Here is a 22,841-nt window from a genome sequence, read left to right as displayed (position 1 = left end):
ATCGATCAAGTGGAAGTGCGTTGCCATTCTGCCTGCAACGCGGCGGCGACGGCCGCCGGCACGAAGCCCGAGACATCCCCGCCGAGGCGGGAGATCTCGCGCACGAGCGACGACGAAATGAAGCCGTATTGTTCGGCCGGCGTCAGGAACAGGGTTTCCACCTCGGGGATGAGGTGGCGGTTCATGCTCGCCAGCTGGAATTCGTACTCGAAGTCCGACACCGCGCGCAGCCCGCGCAGCAGCACGCCGGCGCCCAGGTCGCGCACGAAATGCGCGAGCAGGCCGGAAAAGCCCAGGACTTCGACGTTGGGGAAGGCCGACAACGCGGACTTGGCCAGGTCCACGCGCAGTTCGAGCGGCAGCGCGGGGCCTTTGCCCGGGCTCTGCGCCACGCCGACGATGAGGCGTTCGAACAGGGGCGCGGCGCGATCGACGAGGTCGACGTGCCCGTTCGTGATCGGATCGAACGTGCCGGGATAGACCGCGATGCGGGTGGCGACGCTCATTCGGGGGCTACGTTCCGGCCGGGACTGGCTCGGGCGCGAGTGTATCAGCGTCCGTCGCCGCGTCGCGGCGGTACAGCGCGTGCCGGGTTTCGCGCGTGCGGCCTTCGCGGTGCAGGCGCCAGCCGGCCGGCAGGTCGACCGCGCCCGCCAGCGGTTGCTCGACATAGAGCCAGGCATCCGGCCGCAGGCAACGCACCAGTACGGGCATCACCCCGCCCCACAGGTTGGCGTCGAAGGGCGGATCGACGAAGGCGATGTCGAACGCGCCTTCCGGCTGCGCGTGCAGCCAGGCCAGCGCGTCGGCCTGCACGATCTCGGCGATGTCCTGCGCCTGCAGGCGCGTCGCGCTGGCGCGCAGGTGGTCGGCGATGTCGCGGTCGTGTTCGACCAGCACCGCATGGTCCGCGCCGCGCGAGAGCGCCTCCAGCCCCAGCGCGCCGGTGCCCGCGAACAGGTCCAGCACGCGCGCACCCGGCAGCTTCGGCATCAGCCAGTTGAACAGCGTTTCGCGCACGCGATCGGACGTGGGGCGCAGGCCGGGACGATCGAGCACCGGCAGCTTCGTCCCGCGCCAGCGGCCGCCCACGATGCGCACGCTGCCGGTGGGCTGCGCGGGCGTGTTGCGGGGTGCGGGCGCGCGGTGTTTCATCGGGGACGCTCGGGGGCCGGTGCTACCATGCCGGCCATTCTCCACCATCGACGTGCCCCGGCCAGATGCGTTGGTTCCGCCGCAACAAACCCGACGCCCCCGCCGACGCCGCCGTGCCCGCGCCGACCGAGGCGCCCGCACCTTCGCCGTTCGAAGGCGCGCCCGTCGACGATCCTTTCCAGGCCACGCCCGTCGCCACCGACGTGGCGCCCGATGTCGTGCCCGACGTCGCGCCGCCCGAAGCGCCGGCCCGCGCGCCCGACCCGATCGACGCCAACGCATTGCCCGCGGCCGCCGCCGGGAAAACCGGCTGGCGCGAACGCCTGCGCGGCAGCGCCTTCGCGAAGAGCCTCGGCGGCTTGTTCTCGCGCAACCCGAAGCTCGACGACGACCTGCTCGATGAAGTGGAAACCGCGCTGCTCACCGCCGATGTCGGCGTGGCCGCGACGACGCAGCTGCTCGAAGGCCTGCGCCAGCGCATGAAGCGCCGCGAGTTCGAAGACGCGACCGCGATGCTGCGCGCGCTGCGCCACGAACTGATCGCGATGCTCGCGCCGGTCGCCGTGCCGCTGGTGATCGATCGCGATGCCAAGCCCTTCGTGGTGCTCACCGTCGGCGTCAACGGCGTGGGCAAGACCACCACCATCGGCAAGCTCGCGCGCCGCTTCCGCGACGAGAAGCGCAGCCTGATGCTCGCCGCCGGCGATACGTTCCGCGCCGCCGCGGTCGCGCAGTTGCAGGCCTGGGGCGAACGCAACGACGTGCCGGTGATCGCGCAGGGCCAGAACGCGGATGCGGCATCCGTCGCATTCGATGCGCTGCAGGCCGCGAAGGCGCGGGGCGTCGAAGTCCTGATCGCCGACACCGCCGGCCGCCTGCACACGCAGCAGGGCCTGATGGCGGAACTGGGCAAGATCCGCCGCGTGCTCGGCAAGATCGATCCCACCGCGCCGCATGAAGTGCTGATGGTGATCGACGGCACGACCGGGCAGAACGCCTTGTCGCAGCTGCGCCAGTTCAATGCCGCGGTCACGGTGACGGGGCTCGTCGTCACCAAGCTCGACGGCACGGCGAAGGGTGGCGTGGTGTTCGCGCTCGCACGCGAATTCGGCATCCCGATCCGCTATGCGGGCATCGGCGAACGCCCGGAGGACCTGCGCGTGTTCGACGCGGAATCCTTCGTGGACGCGCTGTTGCCGGAAGCCCTCGGCGGCGCGTGACGATCTCCCTGCGCGCACGCCGCTGGCTGCTGGTGTCGGCGGCGCTGTTGCTGCTCGCCGTCGTCGCGCTCCATTGGATATCGCGGCCGCAACGCGTGGCCTCGCTGGTGTTGTCGCAAATCGGCTCCGCGCTGGGGCTGCAGATCACGTCGGACGGCACCGCCGAATATCGCTTGCGCGGTGGCCCGCAACTCGTGCTGCGTGAAGTGGATGCGCGCGTGCCGGGCGCGAAGACCGCGGTGCTGCATGCGAAGCGCGTGAGCGTGGCCGTGCCGTGGTCGACGGTGCGCAGCCGTGGCGCAACGCTCGCGTTCACCCGCGTCGAACTCGATGCGCCGGTGATCGACGTGGTGGCGATGCAGCAGTGGCTCGCGTCGCTGCCGCCGAGCGAAACGAAGATGCCGACGCTCTCCGATGGCCTGCAGGTGCGCGATGGGCGCGTCGTCGGTGCGGGGTGGTCCGTGGACATCGATGCGCTCGACGTCCCGCGCTGGATGCCGGAGCGTGCGCTGGAAGCGACAACGAAGGGCCGCTTCGTGCAAGGCACCACGCGCGTGCCGTTCGCGCTGCGCGTGGATGCCACGCGGCCGGCGAGTGGCGCGCAGGTCACGGTGCGCGGCGATGTGTCGCTGGAACAGCCGCAACGCAAGCTGGTCGCGCGCTTGAATGCGCGTGGTCCGTTGCAACTGGGCGACGGCCTCCGGATCGTGCCGCTGCGGCTGTCGCTCGTATCGCGCTACACGCAGGACAAGACGGACCTGCCCTTCGTGTTCGCAATGAATGGCCCGCTGCGCGTTCGCAATGGCACGGTGGCGTTGTCGCCGGCCGGTGTCGCGTTGCGCGGTGACGATGTCGTGCCGGATTTCGACGCACGTGCCGCGTTCGCGTGGACGAACGCCGCGTCGCTGCACCTCGATGGCACGCTCGCCACGTGGCCCGACGCCTGGCCCGTGTTGCCGCCGCCGATCGGGCAGTCGACGTCGCCGCTGCCGTTCGTGCTCGATTACGCCGGCCCGTTCGATTTCTCCGACATCGCGCGCTTGCAATTGAAGCGCGATGCCACCGCCGTCGACGCGCGTTTCCGCTTGCCGGAAGTGCTCGCCTGGATCGATGCGGATGCGACGTCGCCGTTGCCGCCGCTGTCCGGCACCGCGCACACGCCGACGCTCGAGATCGGCGGCGCAACGCTGGAAGGCGTGGACGTGCGCATCGACGATCCCGCACTGGATACCGCCGCGCCGTGACCATCGAGGCGCGTTTCGCCGACTTGTTGCTTGCGTGGTTCGACGTCTCGGGCCGCCACGATTTGCCCTGGCAGCATCCGCGCGCGCCGTATCGCGTGTGGTTGTCGGAAGTGATGCTGCAGCAGACGCAGGTGCGCGTCGTCATCCCGTATTTCGAACGCTTCGTCGCCGCCCTGCCCGACGTGCGCGCGCTCGCCGCCGCGCCGCTCGACGACGTGATCGCGCTCTGGGCGGGCCTGGGTTACTACGCCCGCGCGCGCAACCTGCATGCCGCGGCGCGCATCTGCGTCGAACGACACGGCGGCGAGCTGCCGCGCGATTTCGATGCGCTGCACGCCCTGCCCGGCATCGGCCGCAGCACCGCAGGCGCGATCCTGTCGCAGGCGTGGGGCGATCGTTTCCCGATCCTCGATGGCAACGTCAAACGCCTGCTCGCGCGCGCGCATGGCATCGAGGGGTGGCCGGGCTTGCCCGCGGTCGAAAAGGCGATGTGGGCGATTGCCGACGCGCAGCTCCCGCACGCGCGCCTGGCCGACTACACGCAGGCGCAGATGGATTTCGGTGCGACGCTGTGCACGCGCGCGGACCCGGCGTGCGTGTTGTGTCCGCTGCAGCACGATTGCGTCGCGCTGCGCACCGGCCGCGTCGCCGAATTGCCGACGCCCAAGCCCGGCAAGCCGCTGCCCGAGCGGCGCGCGTTGATGTTGTGGATCGAGGATGCCGAAGGCCGCGTGCTGCTGCAGCGCCGCCCGCCCGCCGGTATCTGGGGCTCCCTGTGGTCCTTCCCCGAACACGCCGACCACGCGCCCGCGCGCGAATGGCTCGGCGCGCACGTGGATGCGGATTACGACGCGGCCGAAACGCTGGCCCCCGTCGCGCACGGCTTCACCCATTACCGGTTGCAGATCCAGCCGTTGCGCTGGCGCAACGCCACGGCGCGCGATAATCCCGGCGAGCACTTCCGCTGGATCGCGCGCGACGCCCTGCCCGCGCTGGGCCTGCCCGCGCCGGTCCGCAAACTATTGGAGCCATGACATGCCCCGTACCGTGTTCTGCGACGTCGACCAGGTGGAAACCGAAGGCCTGGATTTCGTGCCGTGGCCCGGCGCGTTGGGCAAGCGCGTGTTCGAACACGTCGGCAAGCCGGCCTGGCAGCGGTGGCTCGCGCACCAGACGATGGTGATCAACGAAAACCGCCTGTCGCCGCTGGACCCGAAGCATCGCGCGCAGCTGGAGGCCGAGATGGAGAAATTCCTGTTCGGCGGCGGCGCGACGAAACCCGAGGGTTACGTCGCGCCGGACGCCTGAGGCCGATCGTCAGGCCTTGGTGTCGCGCACCGCCGTCATGTCGACCTGGCGGATTTCCTCGATGCGGCAGCTCATCGACGAGTTGGGGAAACTCACCCGGTCGAACTTCGGCTGGATGACGCCGGCGGTGTTGCTGATCAGCATCGCGGCCGCACCGTTGTCGTAATCCAGGCACGGGCCGTTCAAGCGCATCAGGTACACCTCGGTCGGCCGCATCGTCACGAGGACGTGGTCGCGGTCGATTTCCTCCCAGCCCTGCGGGCTGAAGAACGGCACCTGCTTGACGGGCGCGCTGGCATGCGCCTGGTACATCGCGAGTTTCTCGGCCTTCGTCTGGCTGGAAGCGCAGCCTGCGAGCAGCGCCGCCGCGGCGATGCCCGCGGCCAGTGTCCAATGGATCCCTTTCATGGCGTCCTCCCTGTGGTGGCGGCCTCGCTCGAGGCCGCTGGCCGGATCATGCGCCTGCCATCGCATCGCGGAAGGGGTGATCCGCACGAGCATTCAGCCAACATCCGGCTTGCCCGGGCCGGGTCGCATCCGTATCATGCCGGGCTCGCTGGCCGGGTAGCTCAGTTGGTAGAGCAGGGGATTGAAAATCCCCGTGTCGGGGGTTCGATTCCCTCCCCGGCCACCAGCGGTTCAAATCGATTGGAAAAAGCCCGCACTGGTTGCGGGCTTTTTTTCGGCCATCGCTCAGCATGCTGAATGTTTCGCCGGACGAATTCACGGCGACGGTCTGACCATGTGCGACAACGCCCCATGGCAGACGATCGACATGGCGGGTCCCTCTCCGGATTGGTCGAGGTGCTGTTCGTGGGTGGGCCCCACCATGCGCAACGCGTGCTGATGGGCCGCCCCGAGTTCCAGATGGCGCTGGAGCAGCCTTCCGGCGAACGCGTCACCTACTGCCGGCACATGCTCGAAGCCGCGCTGCGCGATGGTCGCTGGATGAACATCGCCACCTACGCGCCCGTCGGCACTTCGGACGATGAATTCGCACGCCTGGTCATGGACGTCGCCCGACTTCGCTGACCGCCTCAGCGCTTGCCCGCGAACGCATTGGTGGTCGACGCGCAAGTGAAATCCGCTGGCGCTTCCCACAACGTCCGGGCGGTCTTCCCCTCGCCCGGGATCAACTGGATCGTTTTTTTCGCATCGGCGCGGCCGACGTTGATGAATTCCAACCACACGAGGTCGTCGACCGCACCGGACACGCGCAGCGACGCCACGTGACCGCGACGCCGCAAGCGCGTTGCGCCCAACGCGCCAAACTCGGCCGGCATCTGCGCATCCTGGAGCCTGCTGTCGTCGGGAAGCGCATCGACCGTGCAGAACGCATGGGCGAGCTGGGCTTGCGTGAGGTGTCCGATGCGCTTCACCGCCGCATCGTTGCCCGTGCATGCGACGAGCAACAGGGTCGAGGCCGTTGCGGCCAGCCAGGCGGGCACGCGAACGTCGAATCGCATCATCGTGTTGCGCCTCGGTCCTGTGCGTCGCACCAGCCTGGGTGATGTCGTCGGGTCATGTACGCGCGTCGAGGGGCGGCCACCTGACAGTAGCCGGGACGCGACCCCGTCCCAATCAGAATAATTCCGGCGAACGCCCGCATGCGCCGCGGCGCGCTAAGCTCGCGCATCAATGCCGGGAAGCCCCCAATGGCGCCTGATGTCCATGTCAATGTGATCGTGGTGCTGGTGACGGTGCTGACGGTCGGCATGGCCGTGGGATTGCACTACGAGGGACTCAACTGGCTTGCGCGACGCCTGTCGACGCAACCCCATGCGCGACGTCGCCGCGTGCTGTACGCCGTGGTCGGTGCGCTGCTGCTGCACATCACCGAAATCTGGATGTTCGGCGCCGCGTACTGGGCATGCCTCGCCCTGCCGGGCGCAGGCGGCGTCACGGGCGCCGCCGACGGCGGGCTGCTCGAGAACGTCTACCTGTCGGCGATGACGTTCTCCACCGTCGGGTTCGGGGACGTCGCCCCGCACGGCGCCATCCGCTTCATCGCCGGGACGGAGGCCGTGCTCGGGTTGTTCCTGATTGCCTGGTCGGCCACGTTCACCTATTACGAGATGTCGCAGAACTGGAAGGATCGGTGACGGACCGACCGCCGCACGTGGTCGCGCACCATCGACGTGGCGTCGCGCGCCGCTTCGCCCGGCTTCGCGCCGAGGGGGTGGGTGCGTTTGCTGCCTTCCTCGCCGTGCTCGGACCGGGTTTGCTGGCAGGCCTTTCGGACGACGACCCGGCCGGCATCACCACGTATTCCGTCCTGGGGACCGACCACGGCTATCTGCTGTTATGGATCATTCCCGCATCGACGGTGCTGCTCGTGCAGTTCCACATGATGGCGATGCGGATCGGTGCAGCGACGGGCAAGGGATTCGTCGGCGTCATTCGCGATCGCTGGGGACACCGATGGGGCTATGCCGCGGTGGTCGGTCTCGTGTTTGCGAACTTCGGGACCATCTGCGCGGAGTACGCGGGCATTTCCGCCGCGTGTTCGCTCGTCGGGATCCCGCCATGGATCAGTACGCCGCTGGCCGCGGTGCTGATCTGCCTGGTCGTCGTCCTCGGTTCGTTCCATCGCGTGGAACGCGTCCTGCTGGTCATCTCGGCGACGCTGGGCCTGTACCTGGTCGATGGCATCCTCGCGAAGCCGGACTGGTCGCAGGTCTTCCATCACGCGCTCGTGCCGCATCTTCCGCGCGATGCGATCGGATGGATCGCGGTCGCCGCCACCCTGGGCACGACGCTTGCGCCCTGGGGCCTGGCCTTCATCCAGTCCTACGCCGTCGACAAGAAGATCACGCTCGCCAACCTGCGCTGGGAACGCGTCGACGTCGTCATCGGTTCCCTGCTGACCGGCCTGATCGGCATTGCCATCGCCGTTGCCTGCGCCGCGACGTTGCATCGTGCGGGCGTGCACATCAACGAGGCGAGCGATGCCGCCGCCGCATTGCGCCCGCTCGCCGGTTCGTTCGCGACGGTGTTGTTCGGCGTCGGATTGCTGGGCGCAGCGCTCCTGGCCGCGGCCATCGTGCCGCTCGCGACGGCGTACTCGATTGCCGAAGGTGTCGGCTCCCCGGCGTCGCTGGACCTGGACGCACGCCATTTCCGGATCTTCTACGTCGCGTTCGTGGTGCTGACGGCGGCCGCGGCCAGCATCGTGTCCCTGCCCGACTTGCCCCTCGTCCCGCTGATCTACAGCAGCCAGGTGGTGAACGCGGTGATGCTGCCGCTGCACGTCATCGCACTCCAGCTGCTGGCGCGCGATCCGCAGATCATGGGCGATGCGCGATCGGGCGGAGGCTCGGTGATCGCTGGCTGGACAAGCATCGTGCTGATCCTCGGATGCATCGCTGCGCTCGCATGGAGCTGGATCGGTACGGTCACGCCGGGGTAGACCGGATGCGCGATCAGTCCTCTTCGTCGGGCGCGCCGATGCCGCGACTCACGCGGAACACATGCCCATCCGGATGGCGCACGTGCATCTCGCGGACATTCCATGGCATGTCCGTCGGCGGCCACGTCACTTCGATGCCGTGCTCCAGGCAATGTCGATGCACCGCGTCGACGTCCTCGACCCACAGCGACATCCACACGCCTTTCTCCGCCGCCTGGTTGGCGTCCGGTCCGAAGGTGGTCGGATAACCGCTTGCGCCCTTGCCGCCCTGCCCGCCTTCGCACAGGAAGATTTCGCAATGCCCGGAACACACGCCGCCGAACGTGGGCGGCGTGCCCCAATCCCATCCCTTCTTCCAGCCGAGTGTTTCGAACCACCGGAAGGACTGCTGGATGTCGGAGACGTTCAGGATCGGGGTGAGGTGCGTGACGCGCATGGTGGCTTCGCGGAGTGCTGGCTTACGCAGGAACGCGGCGCGCATGCGGTGTCGGCCAGTACGACGCGGGGCGCTTTCCGCGCTCAGCTTCCGGCGTAGCGCGCCCTGTCGATGAAGCGCTTGATGCCCGCACTGCCCAGCACCAGGAAGGCCCCGAAGCCGAGCTGGAACGCGGCCATGACCATCGAGGCGATCTGCTCGGGCCGCCACGAGAATTCCACCGGGGCTTCCTGCCTGGTGCGCAGGATCAACGCGAGCCAGTAGACCGCGTCGACGACGCCCTGCGCGAACAGCCAGAAGCCGATCAGCGTGAGGCCGAGGGAGAGGCCGACCGACGCGTCGATCGCCTGCTCGGACCGCGGCTCCTTCATGACGGGCATGAGCTTCCGCGCGATGGTCAGCGGGAAGAACCAGAGGAATGCGCAGAACGCCAGGGTCAGCAACAGCATCAGCGCATAGACCGCGACGTAGGCCATGGTGTCCGGTTGCGTCGACAGGATCCGCGCCGCCGTCGGGATCTGCAGCACGGTCTTGATGCCGACGTACACGGCGAACAGGCGCGCAGCGATGGCGACGTAGTCTTCTCTGCTCACGACGGCTCCTTCCGGTGATGGGTGGGCTTCCTGTCTGCGTCGCGACGACGGTCGTCCCCTGCGGCACGAAATAGCACGCCGCCCCCTTCGACGGCCAGTGGCTACGTTTTCGCCACCAGCCACGCGATGGCCGGCTCGCGCGCCTCGAACACTTCGAAGGCGATCTGCCGGACGGTCGCTGCGATCAAGGCGGGCCTGGCGTCGCGCGCCGAGATGCCGACCATCGCGATGCGCCGGTTGGTGAAAAACCCGTCGGTGATGGCGCGGGCCATGTAGTCCACGCGCGCTTCCTCGTCGGCATCGACGCCGGGGGTGCCCGTCAGCACCGACGCGTCGAGGAAGTTGATCAGGACCGGCAACCGCGCCTGCAGGCCGTCGGTGGCCTGCACCGATTGCAGCGCGGCCAGGCGGTCGGCATAACGCACCTCGCCCGTGTGGACCACTTCCACGAACCCCGGTCCAACCACGATGTGATGTGTCACGTGCCGCGCCTCCGGAACAAGCGATCCAGTAGGCGCGTTGCGGGGTGTGGTTTCGATGAAGTTTTCGTGCCGGCAGCGCGTTTCAGGGCGACGCTGCCTGCTTCTGCAACGCAGGAATGGACAGCGCCTGGTAGCGCAGCTTCGGCACCGTCATGTGCGGTTGCGTCGTGTGGCCCGTGAACAGCACGGCCGGGATGCGCTTCTGCCAAGCCTCCGAGTAGACCTCGCCGTCGTCGACCAGCGCGTGGCTGAACGTGGCGAGCACCGCGCCATCCGCGCCGACGGCGATGTCGTGGATGTCCCAGGGATAGCCCCAGAAGTCGGTCTGGTGTTTCGAGGCGTCCCGCAGCACGGGATGGACGCGCACGAGATACCGATAGCCCCCGTTCGCCTGCTTGCGATGGAAGGCGTATTCGATGCCGGCCTCATGCCCGATGGCGATGAAGCGCAGGCTCGGGTCCGAACGCAACATCCACTCGTGGCAGATGCCGTCCTTGCCAGCGCAATAGCCGGTCCCCTCCGGCACCGCGGTCATGCCGCGGTCCTTCGCGGCCAACGGACTGGCGAACGCGAACACCACCAACACCGCCATGGCGCCGATCGCCTTCATGCCATCCGCTCCTTACCTCGAGACGACATTCGTCCCCTGCGGCACCATGTAACACGCGGTCGCCTTCTTGCATGCGTCGGCCTGGATCTCGGCGAGCTGGCGCGCCAGGTACTGCTCGGGCGACAGGCCCATCTTGTTGCGATAGGCGTTGTCGGCGTCGGCCTTGGCTTCCTGTTCCAACTTGCGCTGCTGCTCGGCGATCGTCGCGGCGACCAGCGTGAGGTTGCGCTGCTGCTCGGCGGCGGTGTTGTTCATCTGCGTCAGGACGTTTTCGTTCGGCTTGGCCTTGCCGAGGTTCACCGCCATCACTTCCACGCGGATGCCGGAGGCCTTGATCAGCGCGCGCAGTTGTTCGGTGACTTCCTGGTCCACTTTTTCGGCGGCGACAGGGTCGGACATCATCTGCGCCATCTTCTCGGACTTCACCGCCTTGCGGACGATGGAGTTGTAGGGCGAGACGACGTTGTTGTCCCACCAGTTCGGGCCGAAGCGCTTCAGCGTGTCGGCCGCATCCACCACGCGCAACTGCACGCTGGTGTCGAAGTCCAGCAGGATGTTGTCCATCGACGACAGGTCCTGGAACGGCACGTGCAGCGTCTGCGGCGCGGTGGTGACGTAGATGATCGTGGTGGACGGCCAGGTCACGTCGCGCCCCTCCTTCAACACCTCGGGGCGGATGCCTTCGTGGCCGACGAAATATGGGCGGTCCTGGTAGACGGCGACGTCGCCGGGTTCGGGCTGGGCGACGGTGCAGCCCACGGTGGACAAAGTGATGCACGCGGCGATGGCGAGCATCGCGGAACGACGAACGAAAACCGACACTGGTACTTCCCCTGGAAATGCTGGGGGGCAGGCTACCGGACGGCGTGGCTCGATGCGAGCCACGCGATCGCGCGGTCGCGGTCGTCGAAGACCTGGAAGGGAATCTGCTGCACGATCGAAGTGACCCGGGCCGGCTTCGCGTCGTCGTTGGAGATGCCCACCATGGCGACGCGCCGGCCGACGAAGAACTGGCTATTGATGGTCCGGGCCATGTAGTTGACGCGTTCCTCTTCCGACGCGTGCAGGTCGTCGTTGTGCAGCACGAGCGACGCATTCGAGAAATCGATCAGGACCGGCAGGTGTGCGTTGACGCCCCTGGTCGCCTGCAGCCCTTCCAGCGCGATGAGCCGATCCTCGTAGCGGACCGGTCCGGTATGCAAGACCTCGACGAACTCGGGGCCGACGATGATGCGATGCGCCACGGGGCGGGCCTGCCTGGGGACGAGGGCAGGATTCTAGGGGATGCCCGATCCACGCTAGCATCACGGACGGGCCGCGAACCACCGGGGGAGCGCATGCGACGCACGTTGAAGGTGCTTGGGGTGCTGGTGGGGCTGGTGGTCGCGTTCCTAGTGTTCGCGTACTGGTACGACAGCGTGGGGCAGAAGGCGGATCCCGGCTTCGTCGTCGCGGTCGCGCACCCGGCGTATGCGGGGACGACGGCGCCGCGGGTGGCGTTCGACGTCGCGCATCGCAACTGGCACACGCCGACGGAGCGTTACCGTCCCCTCGCCGACTTGCTGCGCAAGGATGGTTACCGGGTCGACGCGCTCGCCACGCCGCTGAGCGCGGAAGCATTGCGCGATGTCGATATCCTGGTGATCGCGAACGCGATGGGGCCGGACGGGCACGAGACGCAGCCTGCTTTCACCGATGCGGAAGGGATCGCGTTGCAGCAGTGGGTGCACGACGGTGGCGCGCTGCTGCTGATCGCCGACCACTCGCCGTTCGGCGCGGCCGCCGCGCCATTGGCGAAACACTTCGGCGTCACGATGTACCTCACCTACGCGCGCGACGACGATCATCATTCCGGCTGGGACAACGAGCGCTTGTTGTTCAGTCGTGCGAACGGGTTGCTGCCGGATTCCGCGATCACGCGCGGGCGAACGAAGGACGAGCAGGTGTCCAGCGTCGTGACGTTCACCGGGCAATCGCTGTCGGTGCCTGCGGGTGCGACCGTGCTGTTGCGCATGAGCGATGTCGCCTACGACTGGGAATCGCGCAGCGTCCGCACGCCGGCGAAGGGGCATGCGCAAGGCATCGCGATGCAGGTGGGCGCTGGCCGCGTGGTCGTGCTCGGCGAGGCCGGCATGTTGTCGGCGCAGGTGGATCCACTCGGTTTCAAGATGGGCATGAATACCGACGGGAACGACAACCGTCAGTTCGCGCTCAACGTCTTCCACTGGTTGTCGGGCGCGCTTCGCTGATCCGGCAACGCGCCGGTTCACGCGCAACAATCGTGACGCCACACCATCGCAGGATCGGCCCGGTGATGAGCGCCCCCAGGATCGCGCTTGGCGTGCCCCAGAACTGGACGACCACGTAGATCATCGACGCGCCACCACCCGTGTAGGGCGCGATGCAATCGACGTAGATGGCCAGCAGCATCCATGGCGCAAGGAACAGCACGGCGCCTACGGCCCGCAGTGGATTGGCAGTCGCCATCGATACGATCGCCGGGACCAGGGGCGGCAGCACGAAAATGCCGAACCCTATGAGCAATGCGCGGAGCCACTGCTCGCCACCGGCGCAAAAACTGTAGATGAGATGCAACACGAGGATGCCGCACACGGCTGCGATGGCGAGTTGCAGCGCGCGCCTGCGGCTCACGGGACGTCGAGGCTGCAAGTCATCATCCATGGCGCGCAACAACGCCGACCGTGTGCCTGCGCGCAAGCAACTCACCCGAGCCCCCCGCGACCCCTGCGATGAGGGCGGTTCCGAACGCCGCCGACCCCAGCAACGCGACGGTGGCCGTGGAGGCCGACAAGGTGTCGAATTCGGAAAGCACGAGCGCCACCTGCACGGGCCCTGCGAGCAGGCCGCTCAGCGCGCCCAGCAGCAATCCGTCGCGCCTGGCCAGGAAACCGAGGACAAGCGCGGGCAGCACGCAGACGATGCCGTTGAGCGGCCCCTGCAGCAGCACGTACCACGTGGGTGCGTCGCCGAAGCCCGGATCCAGCCGGGTGTCTACCGCCGACAGGCCCCATGAGAACAGGACCTGGACGATCGCCGCGACGAGCACGAGCAGGGATTGCCGGGCCATGTGGTTTCCCCTGGAAGTCCGCCGGATGTTCGGGGTGTCCCGGGGTAGCGTCAAGTCGAACGCCGATCGCGATCCTGGCTAATCGAACGCACCCGTCTGCACTTCCCCACTGCGCACGTAGTGCGCCAGCAGCACGCCGCCGGGCGAAGTCACCGAACTCGTCACCTTGAAGGACGACGCGCTTGCCTTGTCGTCGAACAACCGCTTCCCGGGCCCAAGCAGCACCGGGAAAGTCTGCAGCCGCAATTCGTCGACCAATCCGGCAGCCAGCAACTGCCGCACCAGGTGCGCGCTGCCTTGCGTCAACAGCGCGTCGCCGTCCTGCTGCTTCAGCGTGCGCACCGCGGCGACCACGTCGCCCGACAACGCCACGCTGCCTTTCCATTTCAGCGAATCGGGACGGTGCGTCGCCACGTGCTTCGGCACCTTGTTGAACAGGTCCGCGATGTAGTTGTCTTTCACCTTCGGCCAGTACGAGGCGAAGATGTCGTACGTCCTGCGCCCCAGCAGCAATTCGAAGGGCGTGGCGAACATGTCCGCGATCGCCTGGTTGGTGGCATCGTCGGACAGCGGCACGGTCCAGCCGCCGTAGCGAAACCCGCCGCTGGTGTCTTCGTCCGGGCCACCGGGGGCCTGCATCACACCATCGAGACTGACGAACGCGGCGACGACGAGCTTGCGCATCGAGGCTTCTCCGGGCGGGAGGGCCTACGCTAGCGCCAGCGATGCGAAGGAATCGCGAGCGTTCTCAGCCACTTGCGACTTTCCTGTACGCCCCCAACGGGCCAGACCGCACGCGGGGAGGCTTGCGCGTATGGTGGGGAGATGATGTACGCGTTCCTCATCGCGCACCGGGCGGAACTCATCTCCCGCTGCCGCACGAAGGTCGCCCTGCGCGCCATGCCGGGCATGCGGGAGCGTGAGCTGGAATTCGGCATCACGGTGTTCCTCGACCAGCTGATCCGCACGCTGCAGATCGAGCAGACGGCCACGCCGATGCGCAGCCGCAAGGTGTCGGGCCCCGCCGGCGGCGGACAACAGTCGTTGTCGGAAATGAGCGCGTCGGCCGCTGCGCACGGCAGCGAGTTGCTGAAACACGGCTACACCGCCGAAGAACTGGTCCACGACTACGGCGACCTGTGCCAGGCGATCACCGACCTCGCGGTGGAAACGCAAACCCCGATCACGGTCGACGAGTTCCGCACGCTCAACCGGTGCCTCGACAACGCGATCGCCACGGCCGTCACCGAGTTCGGCTACCTGCGCGATTCGCAGGTGGCGGGCCAGCAGGCCGACGCCATGAACGAGCGGCTCGGGTATTTCGCGCACGAACTGCGCAACCACCTCAGCACCGCCACGCTCGCACTGGCCGTCATCAAGGACGGCTCGGTGGGCCTGACGGGCGCGACCGGCGGCATCCTCGACCGCAGCCTGGTCAACCTGCGCACGCTCATCGACCGTTCGCTCGCCGAAGTGCGGATGACGGCGGGCATGTCCGTGCAGCACGCGTTGTTCTCGCTGTCCGATTTCGTCGCCGAAGTGAAGCTGGCGGGCGACCTGGAAGCGCGCGTGCGCGGCTGCGTGCTGTTCGTCTCGAAAGTCGATGTGCGCCTGGCCGTCGACGCCGATCGCGACCTGCTGTTTTCCGCGGTGGGCAACCTGCTGCAGAACGCGTTCAAGTTCACGCACCCGGGTACCGAAGTCACCTTGAACGTGTACGCCGTCGCCGATCGCATCCTGATCGACGTCGAAGACAATTGCGGCGGGCTCCCCGCCGGCAGCGCGGACACGCTGTTCCAGCCTTTCGTGCAAAGCAGCGACGACAATCGTGGACTGGGCTTGGGGTTGTCGATCTCGCGGCGCGGCGTGGAAGCCAACGGCGGGACGCTCGGCGTGCGCGATGTGCCCGGCGTGGGCTGCGTGTTCACCATCGACCTGCCGCGCCATGAATTGCCGCGCACACGGATCGAATCCGAGTCCCGCCTGTTTCCGGACGAAGTGGCCTAGTGCCTGCCCGCGCGCGGGAATAGCAACGCCGCCATCCGCACGTACACCGAATCGGACATCCCGATCGGCGCATACAGGATGCGCCGCGCCAGTGCGGGTTCACTGCCGCTGCAGCGCGGCCCGTATACCGCCACCTGGCCATCCGGCAGCGTGTGCCACACGGGGCCTTCCACCGCATCGCAGGCGCGCACCGTCCCGTGCAGCGGACCGCCGACGAAGGTGACGACGGCGCGGGCGTTCATGGCGGGGCGTCGGCGCGTCGCGCGGTGCGCGCGATGACGAGGATGCACACCGCGAGGACGAGGAAGCAGGCGATGGCGGGCAGCACGGACATGCCCGTATCAATGGCACGGATGGCGGGCAGGAAGTGCGAAGCGCCCCGCAGTTGCGGGATTCCTCGCCCGGTTAGGGCGATTCAGTGACCGTCGAGCAGCAGGCGCAGGTCGTCCACGAAGCCGCGGTAGGCGTTGTCGCGATCGGCCGGCGGTTGGCGCAGCACCCACGCCGGATGCACGGTGGCGAAGGCGCGCGTGCCGTTGGCCAGGCGCTCCCACTGGCCGCGCATCTCCATCAAGCGGAAGTCTTTCCCGAGCACGCTGCCGGCGGCGGTGGCGCCGAGGCAGACGATGACTTCGGGCTTCAGCAGTCCCAGTTCCCGCACCAGCCATTGGCGGCACGCGCGCACGTGCGCCGGATCCGGGGTCTTGTGCAGGCGATGCTTGCCGCGTTGTTCGAAGCGGAAGTGCTTCACCGCGTTGGTGAGGTAGAGCGTGTCGCGCGCGATGCCGAGCTCGTCGAGCGCGCGTTGCAGCAGGCGGCCGGCGGGACCGACGAAGGGATGGCCGCTCAGGTCTTCTTCGTCGCCGGGTTGTTCGCCGACGAGCGCGATGCGGGCATTGCGCGGGCCTTCGCCGAAGACGGTCTGCGTGGCGGGTTCCCACAGCGGGCAGGCGCGGCAATCTCGGGCGCGCGTGCGCAGCGTGTCGAGATCGCTTGCGGGGCTGTCGATGACCGGCGCGGGCGCCGGGATGCGGCGACGCGGGGCCTGCGGTGCGCGATCGGCCATCGCTTCCACGCGCGCGCCGGCGTCGCGCAGCAGCGTGGGCAACGTGTGCGTTTCCGGCAAATGCTTCCAGTATTTCTGCGGCATCTCCTGGCGCATCATCCGCGGGTTGAGGCGCGCGGGATTGAAGATGTGCGCGTAGTACGTGCGCCACATCGATTCCTGCGCATCGTCCGCCGGTGTATCGCTGCGCAACGCACCGGGTGCGAACACGAGCGCTTCGCCATTCCAGTGCGCGCTGCGGTCGGGCGTGAGGATGGACCAGCGCATGCCCGCGAACCGGCGCGCGAAGAACGGCGAGACGCGATCGACGATGTGGTGGTCGGGTTCGAACCAGGCGATGAAGGCGTCGTCGACCCCGGGCACGGCGCGGAAACGCACGAAGGCTTTCATCTTGTGCAGGTCGCGGCGGACGGCCTGGTCGAGTTTCTGCGCGCGGTGCGTGTCGATGTCGGTGGCGAGCGTGCACAGGTGGCGTTCGCCGTGCGCGATGCGCCAGGCCATGCGGTAGAGCAGCGCGTGCGCGTCGGGGTCGCGATGGCAGGCGACGCGCGCGGCGAGGTCGAAGAAGTCGCGCGGCATGGTGGGGACGTCGCGCACGGGCGGTGCGGTGGTGATGGCATTGCCTACGAGCAGCGCGCCCTGGGCGTCGCCGCGCCAGTCCAGCGCCTCCTGCGCAATGTCCGCACGCAATGCCGCCCTCGCTTGCGCGCGCCACGCATCGAAGTCCCACGGAGGATCGACCGTCGCGGACCAGCGTTCGCTCATGCGGCGAACAGGTCCGCCTGCCGCGGCTTCGGCGCGAGTTGCGCGCGCAACGCAGCGGGATCGTCGAGCCTGCGATGCGGATGGTGGTCGAGCAACGCCACGAACGGCAGCACCTTCGCGAGCGGCGCGCGCAGGCGCGAGAGATCGGCGACGCGCAGGCGTCCGTGGCGCCGCGACTGCACGATGCGCGCGACGTTGCGCGTGCCCAGGCCCGGCACGCGCAGCAGGAGTTCCTTCGGCGCGGTGTTGAGGTCCACCGGGAAGCGATCGGGGTGGCGCAGCGCCCACGCGAGTTTCGGATCGATGTCGAGGTCCAGCATCGTGCCGCTCGAGTCGGCGTTGGGCGGCACGATTTCCTCGACGCCGAACCCGTAGAAGCGCAGCAGCCAATCGGCCTGGTAGAGGCGATGCTCGCGCTGCAGCGGCGGCGGTTGCAGCGGCAGCTTCGACGACGCGTCGGGGATTGGGCTGAAGCCCGAGTAGTACACGCGGCGCAGTTTGTAATTGCCGTAGAGGTTGTCGCTGGCGAGCAGGATCGCGCGATCGTCCGCGCCGTCGGCGCCCACGATCATCTGCGTGCTCTGCCCCGCCGGCGCGAACTTCGGCGGCTTGCGCACCTTCGTCGCCCTGCGCGCTTCCTTGCCTTCCTCGATGCGCCAGCGCAGGTCGCCCATCGCGGTGCGGATGCGCGGCAGGCTCTTCTCCGGTGCGAGCGTGGACAGGCCCGTCTCTGTGGGTAGCTCTACATTGATGCTGAGGCGATCGGCGTAGCGGCCCGCGGCGGCGAGCAACTCGGGCGATGCATCCGGGATGGTCTTGAGATGGATGTAACCGGCGAACAGATGGTCCTCGCGCAGGCAGCGCGCGACCTCGACCAGGCGCTCCATCGTGTAGTCGCTGTCGCGGATGATGCCGCTGGAGAGGAACAGGCCTTCGATGTAGTTGCGCCGGTAGAAGTCGAGCGTGAGGCGCACCACTTCGTCGGGGGTGAACCGCGCACGCCGCACGTTGCTGGAGACGCGATTGACGCAGTAGGCGCAATCGAAGATGCAGAAGTTGGTGAGCAGGATCTTCAGCAAGGACACGCAGCGCCCGTCGGGCGTGTACGAATGGCAGATGCCCATGCCTTCGGTGCTGCCGATGCCACCGGTCTTCGATGAGTCGCGCTTGCCGGCGCCGGACGATGCGCAGGAGGCGTCGTACTTGGCGGCGTCGGCGAGGATGGCGAGTTTGGTGAGCGTGTCCACCTGCAGAGCGTGCGCGTGGCGGGTCTCAGTCCGTGAGACGGCAGATGAAGCGTTCAGGCAACGCGAAACGATGCACGGCAGAGCTTCACTCACACATCACGTTGACACGCGCCGGGAGACGCTCGCCCACCCGTGCGTGAGGAACCTGCCATGCGTGGACCGCTGTCGCTCTTCGTCATCGCCGCCGCGCTGTGGTTGTCAGCGGGCACCGTCCACGCGCAAGCGCGCGTCACCAACTGCAACGATGCCGGGCCCGGGAGCCTGCGCGCGGTTGCGCAGTCCGCGCCAAACAACACCCAGGTGGACCTGCGCGGCCTGCCGTGCAACCAGATCGTGCTGAAGACCGGGCCGATCCGCCTGTCGCAATACACCATCGCGTTCCTCGGCCCGGGCTGGACGCACCTGACCGTGAACGGCGACAGCCGCGGCCCGGTGTTCGTGCACACGCCGCCGGCGCCGATTCCGTTCGAAGCGTTGCCGGTGCTGGTCCTGCAAGGCTTCACGGTGTCGTGGGGCCGCGCGCTGGATGCCGATGCGTTCGGCGGCTGCATCCATGGCGGTGGCCGCGTGCAACTGCAGAACATGCAGATCCACCACTGCGTTGCGCGCGAAACGCGCAGCGGCGGCGATGGCGGTTACGGCGGCGCGGTGTTCGCGTTGATGGGCGCCAGCGTGTTCTATTCGCGCATCCACACCAGCCGCGCCGAAGGCGGCGACGGTGGTGGCCTCTGGTCGGGCAGCGGGCTCACGTTGCAGACCAGCAACGTCCTCAACAACTTCGCGTCCGGTGATGGCGGCGGCGTGGTGTCCGTCTCCGGCGGGCGCATCGAGATGAGCAACGTCAACGGGAACACGGCCGGGGGTTTCGCGGGCGGATTCGCGATGGGCGGCGGGTTGATTTCGATCATCCGCTCGACGATCGCGAACAACCACGCGCACGATTCCGCCGGCGGGCAACTGCTGCCGGGTGGCTCGACGCGCATCATCCAGAGCACGGTGTCCGGCAACGTCGCCGACGAGAGCGTGGGCGGCGTGTCGATGCCGCACGAGAACGCGATCCGCGAAATCCTCAACAGCACGATCACGCAGAACCGCGCGCTGGCCGCGGGGACGCGGGGTTGCCGCGGGGGCGGGTTCGGTACCGGGAGCACGGTGCTGCTCAACAGCGCGATCGTCTCCGGCAACACCTGCGCGGGGCTGGCGAACGACATCGGGCTGGAGGATTCGGAAGTCGGCGGCGACGGGATCAATGGCCAGGACAACATCATCGGCGTGTCGACCGTGCCGGTGTCCGCGACGAATACGATCACGACCAACAATCCGCGGTTGGGTGCGCTGGCTGATAACGGCGGGTTGACGTTGACGCAGTTGCCGCTGGCGGATAGCCAGGCGATTGATGCGGGGAACAATGTGCAGAACTTCGCGACGGATCAACGCGGGGCGGGATTCCCGCGGACGAAGGGCGTCGGGACGGATATCGGGGCGGTGGAGCGGTAAGACATCGCAGGCGCAGGCCCGTCAGGCCTGCGCCTTCGCCGGTGTCCGTGCAAAGCGTCCCGGCGGTTGCCCTACGTGCCGGCTGAAGGCCGCGCTGAACGTACTCGCCGATCCATAGCCCACGCGTTCGGCGACTTCCGCCAGCGCGACGCCTTGCCGGCGCAACAGATCCTTTGCGACCGCCATGCGCCAGGCGAGCAGGTATTCCATCGGCGGCAGGCCCACGGTGCGCGTGAAGCGTTCGAAGAACGCAGAGCGAGAGAGCGCGGCCTTCGCGGCGAGTTGCGCCATCGTCCACGGGCGCGCGACGTGTTCGTGCATCTGGCGGATCGCGGGCGCAAGACGCGCGTCGGCCAGGCCACGCAGCAAACCGGGCGGTGCATCGTCCCCGGTCGTGGCGCGCAACGCTTCGATCAGCAGCACTTCGACGAGGCGCGTGAGCACGAGCTCGCGGCCGGGGCGTTGCGACATCGACTCGGCGCCGACCATGCGCACGAGTTCCGACAAACGCGCCACGCCGCGCACGTGGATCACGGCGGGCAGCAGCGACACCAGCAATCCCGCGTCCGGCGATTCGAAATCGAAGTAGCCCCCGAGCAGGCGCACGTCCGGCTTGCCGCCGCGCGTGCCGTGGCGCACTTCGCCTGATTGCGAGGCGGCCGCGACGAACGGATCGAGGTGCTGCGGCGCGACGTCGTCGAAGCCCACGAGCGTGAAGCCCGGCGTGGCGGGCAGCAGCACGAAGTCGCCGGCTGCAAGCCGCAGCGGTGCGTGCCCGTCGACGGCCAGGCGGCACGCGCCTTCGAGCACCGCGCAGAAACTCGGCTGGCCGAACGGCGCATAGCGCACGCCCCAGCGCCCGGCGCCGCTGATGCGCTTGGCGAACACGGTGCGCGGCTGGAGCAGCGCGATGGCCTCGGACAGCGGATCACCCATGGCTGGACGCTCGCCAATGAAAGGTGGACGCCGCATCGTAGATCGTCCGGCGCCCGGGCGTCATCGTGGCCCCTCCCCCACGACCCCGAGGTCCACACCATGAAAACCGTCCTGATCACCGGCTGTTCCTCGGGCTACGGCCTGGAAACCGCCCGCCATTTCCACTGGGCCGGCTGGAACGTCATCGCCACGATGCGCACCCCGCGCGAAGACGTGCTGCCCAAGTCCGAACGCATGCGCGTGCTGGCGCTGGACGTGACGCGGCCCGAGAGCATCCAGGCCGCGATCGCAGCGGCCGGCCCGATCGACGTGCTGGTCAACAACGCCGGCATCGGCGTGATGGGCGCGTTCGAAGCCACGCCGATGGCGACCGCGCGCGAAATCTTCGAAACCAACACCTTCGGCACGATGGCGATGACGCAGGCCGTGGTGCCGCAGTTCCGCGCGCGCGGCGCCGGCGTGGTGGTCAACGTGACGTCGAGCGTGACCCTGGCGCCGATGCCGCTGGTGGCGGTGTATGCGGCCAGCAAGCATGCGATCGAAGGGTTTACCGAATCGCTGGCGCTGGAGCTGGGGGCGTTTGGGGTGCGGGCGAAGTTGGTGGAACCCGGGTATGGGCCGACGACGAAGTTCATCAGCAACACCGGGCAGCGGTTGGAAGGGTTGATTCCGCAGGAGTACGCGGCGTTTGCGGAGCCGATCTTCCAAGGGTTCGGGAAGACGACGGTCACGACGAACGAGCTGGATGTGGCGGAAGGCGTTTGGCGCGCGGCGCATGACACGACGCGCCGGCTGCGGTTTGCGGCGGGGCCGGATGCGGTGGCGTTGGCGGAGGCAAAGTTCGGGGGTGTGGCGGCGTAACACCGGGTCCATCGGATGTGTTCGCGAAGATTGATGGAAGCGTCCGCAATCGGGTGGGAGGCGTTGACTGAAGACCAGTCGGCCGCTAGCCTCTCCCGCACGTTCCCTAGCCGGTGCAAGGAACCGCCCGCCATCGAAGGATGGTCCAGCAAGCGCTGATAAGAGGATCCGGTCCGCGACAACAAAAGCCCCGCATTGCGGGGCTTTTGCTTTTCAACGCTTGTGCGCTCGTTTGCGGGTCTTCGGGCCGATGAGCCCCATGGTAGCTGCGCAGACAGTGGCGAAGACCAACACCTTTTCGCGCTGCACACCGAGCGGGCGATCCTTGAGGTACGCACTTTGCACGTACAGCACGAGGCGCGGTTTCGGTTCGTTGGTGCGGTAGAGATCGAAGAAGACCTGGTAGTGCGGCCCGCCAGGCCCGGTGCCGTGCGGGCGCCAGACCATGTAGTTGTGCCTGCGTGCAGCGAAGCAACGGGTCGCCCCCGTCACTAGTCCAAGGATCAACGCGGGCAATGCCTTCGACAGCGCGTAACGGTCGGCATGAAAGAGGCGCATGGCGCCACCGGCGTCGAACCAGAGGTGCGCCGATGCGTCGAGAAGACCGCCCTTGGGGAAGCCGTGCTTCGCCGGGTCGTATCGCTCGGTCACCACATGGCAGTCGAAGACCACGCGAATGTCGACGCACATTTCGGGCAGGCCGGTGCGTGCCGGCCTGGTCAATTGCATGTCGAAGGGCCACAGGTGCGCGAAGGAAGTCGGCACATCGTCGATGACACGGTCGCGCCACGTCGCCCACAGCGAAGGGTTGCGCCACGGACAGCGATCCAGCTCGTGCCGGAGTGGCTTGGGAATCGCGGCAAGCGGGGCTATTGCATCCACGCAAACGTCCTTGTCTTCGCCGAGCCAAGCCTATC

At 67.9% G+C, this 22,841-nt stretch carries 29 protein-coding genes and 1 tRNA gene; 12 read left to right on the top strand and 18 right to left on the bottom strand.

Translation table 11 applies throughout. The features are described 5' to 3' along the window. Positions 1 to 5: 5 nt before the first annotated feature. Complete coding sequence (gene coaD / locus LYSHEL_RS10410) at positions 6 to 506, bottom strand: pantetheine-phosphate adenylyltransferase (RefSeq protein WP_213433974.1); 501 nt, start codon at positions 504 to 506, stop codon at positions 6 to 8. Positions 507 to 513: 7 nt separating this feature from the next. After that, a complete protein-coding gene (rsmD, locus tag LYSHEL_RS10405) occupies positions 514 to 1,155 on the bottom strand; it encodes a 16S rRNA (guanine(966)-N(2))-methyltransferase RsmD (RefSeq protein ID WP_244858509.1) in 642 nt (213 codons plus the stop codon). Positions 1,156 to 1,220: 65 nt separating this feature from the next. Between rsmD and ftsY the strand changes: the two genes are divergently transcribed. The 4 genes from ftsY to LYSHEL_RS10385 are packed head-to-tail and all read left to right on the top strand — an operon-like array spanning position 1,221 to position 4,927. Next, positions 1,221 to 2,375, top strand: coding sequence for a signal recognition particle-docking protein FtsY (ftsY, locus tag LYSHEL_RS10400; RefSeq protein WP_213433972.1), 1,155 nt, complete (start codon positions 1,221 to 1,223; stop codon positions 2,373 to 2,375). Then, positions 2,372 to 3,619: an AsmA family protein gene (locus tag LYSHEL_RS10395; protein ID WP_213433971.1), complete on the top strand. Its 1,248-nt coding sequence runs from the start codon at positions 2,372 to 2,374 to the stop codon at positions 3,617 to 3,619. Before ftsY ends, LYSHEL_RS10395 begins: the two co-directional genes overlap by 4 nt. Then, entirely contained in the window at positions 3,616 to 4,653 is a 1,038-nt protein-coding gene (mutY, locus tag LYSHEL_RS10390; RefSeq protein ID WP_244858507.1) for an A/G-specific adenine glycosylase, read from the top strand. The genes LYSHEL_RS10395 and mutY overlap by 4 nt, the downstream gene beginning before the upstream one ends. Position 4,654: 1 nt before the next feature. Beyond that, positions 4,655 to 4,927 (top strand): oxidative damage protection protein, encoded by a 273-nt coding sequence (locus tag LYSHEL_RS10385; protein WP_213433970.1) that lies wholly within the window; start codon positions 4,655 to 4,657, stop codon positions 4,925 to 4,927. A gap of 9 nt (positions 4,928 to 4,936) precedes the next feature. Here the strand turns inward: LYSHEL_RS10385 and LYSHEL_RS10380 are convergent, their stop codons facing one another. Continuing rightward, entirely contained in the window at positions 4,937 to 5,335 is a 399-nt protein-coding gene (locus LYSHEL_RS10380) for a DUF6491 family protein (protein WP_213433969.1), read from the bottom strand. A gap of 150 nt (positions 5,336 to 5,485) precedes the next feature. Here LYSHEL_RS10380 and LYSHEL_RS10375 point away from each other — a divergent pair. Both LYSHEL_RS10375 and LYSHEL_RS10370 read left to right on the top strand, forming a co-directional pair. Beyond that, a tRNA-Phe gene (locus LYSHEL_RS10375) sits at positions 5,486 to 5,561 on the top strand. Positions 5,562 to 5,686: 125 nt separating this feature from the next. Further along, positions 5,687 to 5,959: a hypothetical protein gene (locus tag LYSHEL_RS10370; RefSeq protein WP_213433968.1), complete on the top strand. Its 273-nt coding sequence runs from the start codon at positions 5,687 to 5,689 to the stop codon at positions 5,957 to 5,959. 5 nt (positions 5,960 to 5,964) lie between these two features. Here LYSHEL_RS10370 and LYSHEL_RS10365 read toward each other — a convergent pair whose 3' ends face one another. Then, entirely contained in the window at positions 5,965 to 6,396 is a 432-nt protein-coding gene (locus LYSHEL_RS10365; protein ID WP_213433967.1) for a hypothetical protein, read from the bottom strand. 186 nt (positions 6,397 to 6,582) lie between these two features. Here LYSHEL_RS10365 and LYSHEL_RS10360 point away from each other — a divergent pair, with 186 nt between their 5' ends. Both LYSHEL_RS10360 and LYSHEL_RS10355 read left to right on the top strand, forming a co-directional pair. After that, positions 6,583 to 7,029 (top strand): potassium channel family protein, encoded by a 447-nt coding sequence (locus LYSHEL_RS10360; protein ID WP_213433966.1) that lies wholly within the window; start codon positions 6,583 to 6,585, stop codon positions 7,027 to 7,029. Next, complete coding sequence (locus LYSHEL_RS10355; RefSeq protein ID WP_213433965.1) at positions 7,026 to 8,336, top strand: NRAMP family divalent metal transporter; 1,311 nt, start codon at positions 7,026 to 7,028, stop codon at positions 8,334 to 8,336. The genes LYSHEL_RS10360 and LYSHEL_RS10355 overlap by 4 nt, the downstream gene beginning before the upstream one ends. A gap of 13 nt (positions 8,337 to 8,349) precedes the next feature. On the opposite strand, the gene LYSHEL_RS10350 is transcribed toward LYSHEL_RS10355, so the two are convergent. The 6 genes from LYSHEL_RS10350 to LYSHEL_RS10325 all read right to left on the bottom strand — a co-directional run bounded on the left by LYSHEL_RS10350 (position 8,350) and on the right by LYSHEL_RS10325 (position 11,701). Beyond that, entirely contained in the window at positions 8,350 to 8,772 is a 423-nt protein-coding gene (locus LYSHEL_RS10350; RefSeq protein ID WP_213433964.1) for a bleomycin resistance family protein, read from the bottom strand. 83 nt (positions 8,773 to 8,855) lie between these two features. Further along, on the bottom strand, positions 8,856 to 9,365 hold the full coding sequence (locus tag LYSHEL_RS10345) for a hypothetical protein (RefSeq protein WP_213433963.1): 510 nt from the start codon (positions 9,363 to 9,365) through the stop codon (positions 8,856 to 8,858). Between the two features lie 101 nt (positions 9,366 to 9,466). Then, entirely contained in the window at positions 9,467 to 9,847 is a 381-nt protein-coding gene (locus LYSHEL_RS10340; RefSeq protein ID WP_213433962.1) for a hypothetical protein, read from the bottom strand. 82 nt (positions 9,848 to 9,929) lie between these two features. Beyond that, on the bottom strand, positions 9,930 to 10,457 hold the full coding sequence (locus tag LYSHEL_RS10335) for a hypothetical protein (protein WP_213433961.1): 528 nt from the start codon (positions 10,455 to 10,457) through the stop codon (positions 9,930 to 9,932). A gap of 12 nt (positions 10,458 to 10,469) precedes the next feature. After that, a complete protein-coding gene (locus tag LYSHEL_RS10330; RefSeq protein WP_213437774.1) occupies positions 10,470 to 11,252 on the bottom strand; it encodes an SPFH domain-containing protein in 783 nt (260 codons plus the stop codon). Positions 11,253 to 11,311: 59 nt separating this feature from the next. Then, on the bottom strand, positions 11,312 to 11,701 hold the full coding sequence (locus LYSHEL_RS10325) for a hypothetical protein (RefSeq protein ID WP_213433960.1): 390 nt from the start codon (positions 11,699 to 11,701) through the stop codon (positions 11,312 to 11,314). 93 nt (positions 11,702 to 11,794) lie between these two features. Between LYSHEL_RS10325 and LYSHEL_RS10320 the strand changes: the two genes are divergently transcribed. After that, the gene (locus tag LYSHEL_RS10320; RefSeq protein WP_213433959.1) at positions 11,795 to 12,706 is read left to right on the top strand and encodes a DUF4350 domain-containing protein; all 912 of its coding nucleotides are present in this window, start codon (positions 11,795 to 11,797) and stop codon (positions 12,704 to 12,706) included. On the opposite strand, the gene LYSHEL_RS10315 is transcribed toward LYSHEL_RS10320, so the two are convergent. The 3 genes from LYSHEL_RS10315 to LYSHEL_RS10305 all read right to left on the bottom strand — a co-directional run bounded on the left by LYSHEL_RS10315 (position 12,669) and on the right by LYSHEL_RS10305 (position 14,229). Then, complete coding sequence (locus tag LYSHEL_RS10315) at positions 12,669 to 13,139, bottom strand: DPY30/SDC1 family protein (protein ID WP_213433958.1); 471 nt, start codon at positions 13,137 to 13,139, stop codon at positions 12,669 to 12,671. The two genes, LYSHEL_RS10320 and LYSHEL_RS10315, sit on opposite strands and share 38 nt — an antisense overlap. Then, positions 13,132 to 13,545, bottom strand: coding sequence for a hypothetical protein (locus tag LYSHEL_RS10310; protein WP_213433957.1), 414 nt, complete (start codon positions 13,543 to 13,545; stop codon positions 13,132 to 13,134). The genes LYSHEL_RS10315 and LYSHEL_RS10310 overlap by 8 nt, the downstream gene beginning before the upstream one ends. 78 nt (positions 13,546 to 13,623) lie before the next feature. After that, positions 13,624 to 14,229 carry a dihydrofolate reductase family protein gene (locus LYSHEL_RS10305; RefSeq protein ID WP_213433956.1) on the bottom strand — a complete coding sequence of 202 codons (606 nt, stop codon included), beginning with the start codon at positions 14,227 to 14,229 and terminating at the stop codon, positions 13,624 to 13,626. A 141-nt stretch (positions 14,230 to 14,370) separates the two neighbouring features. Here LYSHEL_RS10305 and LYSHEL_RS10300 point away from each other — a divergent pair, with 141 nt between their 5' ends. After that, positions 14,371 to 15,552, top strand: a complete 1,182-nt coding sequence (locus LYSHEL_RS10300; RefSeq protein ID WP_213433955.1) for a sensor histidine kinase — start codon at positions 14,371 to 14,373, stop codon at positions 15,550 to 15,552. On the opposite strand, the gene LYSHEL_RS10295 is transcribed toward LYSHEL_RS10300, so the two are convergent. From LYSHEL_RS10295 to LYSHEL_RS10285, 3 genes are all read right to left on the bottom strand, one after another. Continuing rightward, positions 15,549 to 15,794, bottom strand: a complete 246-nt coding sequence (locus LYSHEL_RS10295; protein WP_213433954.1) for a hypothetical protein — start codon at positions 15,792 to 15,794, stop codon at positions 15,549 to 15,551. The two genes, LYSHEL_RS10300 and LYSHEL_RS10295, sit on opposite strands and share 4 nt — an antisense overlap. 173 nt (positions 15,795 to 15,967) lie before the next feature. Further along, positions 15,968 to 17,383 carry a UdgX family uracil-DNA binding protein gene (locus tag LYSHEL_RS10290; protein WP_213433953.1) on the bottom strand — a complete coding sequence of 472 codons (1,416 nt, stop codon included), beginning with the start codon at positions 17,381 to 17,383 and terminating at the stop codon, positions 15,968 to 15,970. Continuing rightward, entirely contained in the window at positions 17,380 to 18,630 is a 1,251-nt protein-coding gene (locus LYSHEL_RS10285; RefSeq protein WP_213433952.1) for a putative DNA modification/repair radical SAM protein, read from the bottom strand. The genes LYSHEL_RS10290 and LYSHEL_RS10285 overlap by 4 nt, the downstream gene beginning before the upstream one ends. 150 nt (positions 18,631 to 18,780) lie before the next feature. Between LYSHEL_RS10285 and LYSHEL_RS10280 the strand changes: the two genes are divergently transcribed. Then, positions 18,781 to 20,127 carry a choice-of-anchor Q domain-containing protein gene (locus LYSHEL_RS10280; RefSeq protein WP_213433951.1) on the top strand — a complete coding sequence of 449 codons (1,347 nt, stop codon included), beginning with the start codon at positions 18,781 to 18,783 and terminating at the stop codon, positions 20,125 to 20,127. Positions 20,128 to 20,148: 21 nt separating this feature from the next. Here the strand turns inward: LYSHEL_RS10280 and LYSHEL_RS10275 are convergent, their stop codons facing one another. Further along, positions 20,149 to 21,063: an AraC family transcriptional regulator gene (locus LYSHEL_RS10275; protein ID WP_213433950.1), complete on the bottom strand. Its 915-nt coding sequence runs from the start codon at positions 21,061 to 21,063 to the stop codon at positions 20,149 to 20,151. Positions 21,064 to 21,162: 99 nt separating this feature from the next. Between LYSHEL_RS10275 and LYSHEL_RS10270 the strand changes: the two genes are divergently transcribed. Beyond that, positions 21,163 to 21,924: an SDR family oxidoreductase gene (locus LYSHEL_RS10270; RefSeq protein WP_213433949.1), complete on the top strand. Its 762-nt coding sequence runs from the start codon at positions 21,163 to 21,165 to the stop codon at positions 21,922 to 21,924. 213 nt (positions 21,925 to 22,137) lie between these two features. Here the strand turns inward: LYSHEL_RS10270 and LYSHEL_RS10265 are convergent, their stop codons facing one another. Beyond that, a complete protein-coding gene (locus tag LYSHEL_RS10265; protein WP_213433948.1) occupies positions 22,138 to 22,806 on the bottom strand; it encodes a hypothetical protein in 669 nt (222 codons plus the stop codon). Between the last annotated feature and the right edge of the window lie 35 nt (positions 22,807 to 22,841).

This window comes from Lysobacter helvus, from assembly GCF_018406645.1.
Taxonomy (GTDB): Bacteria; Pseudomonadota; Gammaproteobacteria; order Xanthomonadales; family Xanthomonadaceae; genus Noviluteimonas; species Noviluteimonas caseinilytica.
Note: the sequence above shows the minus strand (reverse complement) of the source record. Positions and strands in the feature narration are given on the sequence as shown.